Source organism: Vibrio sp. 10N.261.55.A7, assembly GCF_002877365.1.
Lineage (GTDB): Bacteria > Pseudomonadota > Gammaproteobacteria > Enterobacterales > Vibrionaceae > Vibrio.
The window spans coordinates 1-2,355 of sequence record NZ_MCWZ01000153.1; the positions used below are offsets into that span (position 1 = coordinate 1).

The window sequence follows — 2,355 nt, forward strand, 5'->3', positions numbered from 1 at the left end:
GGCTTTCCATACGGTACGCTAACCGTTAACGTGGTTGGCTCCTTAATGATGGGATTGCTTATCGCTGCATTTGAAAATGGCTCTTTGGCGACAGAGCCGTGGCGTCAGATTATAGGGCTTGGTTTTCTTGGTGCCCTAACGACGTTTTCGACATTCTCTATGGATAATGTGCTTCTTATGCAGCAAGGAGCATTTTTCAAAATGGGGCTGAATGTCTTGCTTAATGTGGTTCTCAGTATTTCTGCCGCGTGGATCGGATTTCAGCTAATGATTAAGTCCTGAATAAAAAATAAACAAAAATTTTACAAATAGGCTTGGTAATTCCAAGCCTATTTTTTATAATGAACAAACTTGTCGGAGTGCCATATGGCTGAGACCGTTAACTCGGGATCCGTTGAACCTGATCAGGCTAATACCTGCGAAGGGAACAAGAGAAGATACCTAATTGGCTTTCTTGCCGATTATCCTATCATCTGATCATTACTGAATTTTAGTAATCGATCCCTCTTGTAGCATCAATCCGCCAAGCATTTTTATCCATAAATACCTTTCATAATTACAAGGCAAGGAAGAATGCTATGTCGAGTCGTAAACAAGCAAGATTGGAAGCGAAACAATTTATAGATTCACTTTCAGTACAGCCATACCCTAATTCTACTAAAACGTATATTGAAGGCTCTCGCCCAGATATAAAGGTGCCAGTTAGAGAAATTTCATTGGCAGACAGTTTGGTCAGCGGGTCGAAAGAAGCGCCAATCTTTGAACCCAATGAACCAATCCATGTCTACGACACTTCGGGTTTCTATACCGATCCGGAGCATGAAATTGATCTTTACCAAGGCTTACCAAAACTTCGTGAGAAATGGATTGAAGAGCGTACAGACACGGAATTACTCGATGATGTTAGCTCTGTCTATACGAAGGAGCGCCTAGAAGACGAAACGCTTGATGACTTACGCTATGGTAATTTACCGCGTATTCGTCGAGCAACAGACGGACAATGTGTGACTCAGCTGCATTACGCGCGTCAGGGAATCATCACTCCTGAGATGGAGTATATTGCTATTCGTGAGAATATGGGACGCCAAAAGTTTGCCGATGAGCAATTGAATCATCAGCATCCAGGTCATCATTTTGGTGCGAATTTGCCAAAAGAAATCACCCCAGAGTTTGTACGAAAAGAAGTAGCCGAAGGGCGCGCGATTATCCCTTCAAACATCAATCACCCAGAATCTGAGCCTATGATTATTGGCCGAAACTTTCTTGTTAAGGTCAATGCCAATATTGGCAACTCATCTGTCAGCTCCTCAATTGAAGAAGAAGTTGAAAAGCTTGTTTGGTCTACTCGATGGGGTGGTGATACGGTGATGGATCTGTCTACCGGTCGCAATATTCATGAAACACGTGAATGGATACTTCGTAACAGCCCAGTGCCAATTGGCACCGTTCCTATGTACCAAGCTCTGGAAAAAGTAAATGGTGTAGCAGAGAATCTAAACTGGGAAGTCATGCGTGATACGCTTATTGAACAAGCAGAGCAGGGCGTAGACTACTTTACCATTCATGCCGGGCTGTTATTACGTTATGTACCGATGACGGCAAAACGTGTGACAGGCATTGTGTCTCGAGGCGGTTCTATCATTGCGAAATGGTGTCTCGCGCACCACCAGGAAAGCTTCCTATATACTCATTTCCGAGAGATTTGTGAGATCTGTGCTAAGTACGATGTGGCGCTTTCACTTGGTGATGGCCTGCGTCCTGGCTCGATTGCCGATGCGAACGATGAAGCACAATTTGCAGAGCTGCGCACGCTAGGTGAGCTGACTAAGGTTGCATGGGAATACGATGTACAAGTGATCATCGAAGGCCCTGGCCATGTTCCAATGCACATGATTAAAGAGAATATGGAAGAGCAGTTAGAGCATTGTCATGAGGCTCCGTTCTATACATTAGGCCCGCTGACGACTGACATTGCCCCTGGCTACGATCACATCACCTCGGGTATTGGCGCTGCAATGATTGGTTGGTATGGATGTGCAATGCTTTGCTACGTAACACCGAAAGAGCACTTAGGGCTTCCAAACAAGGAAGATGTTAAGACTGGCTTGATTACCTATAAGTTAGCGGCTCATGCAGCGGACCTTGCAAAAGGTCACCCAGGCGCACAGATCCGCGATAATGCGTTATCTAAGGCTCGCTTCGAGTTCCGATGGGAAGACCAATTTAACTTAGCATTAGACCCAGATACTGCGCGTTCTTTCCATGACGAAACACTTCCTCAAGAGTCAGGTAAAGTTGCTCATTTCTGCTCTATGTGCGGTCCTAAGTTCTGCTCCATGAAGATCTCGCAAGAGG

2 protein-coding genes and 1 riboswitch are annotated in these 2,355 nt (G+C 45.0%); both genes read left to right on the top strand.

Annotation, left to right across the window (positions count from 1 at the left end):
* Nucleotides 1–282: fluoride efflux transporter CrcB (gene crcB, locus BCU12_RS09335; RefSeq protein ID WP_102404053.1), on the top strand; the 282-nt coding region annotated here is incomplete at its 5' end.
* A gap of 63 nt (nucleotides 283–345) precedes the next feature.
* Nucleotides 346–444: riboswitch (TPP riboswitch) on the top strand.
* 134 nt (nucleotides 445–578) lie between these two features.
* Nucleotides 579–2,355, top strand: a 1,777-nt coding sequence (thiC, locus tag BCU12_RS09340; protein ID WP_102404054.1) for a phosphomethylpyrimidine synthase ThiC, incomplete at its 3' end; no start/stop codon positions are given.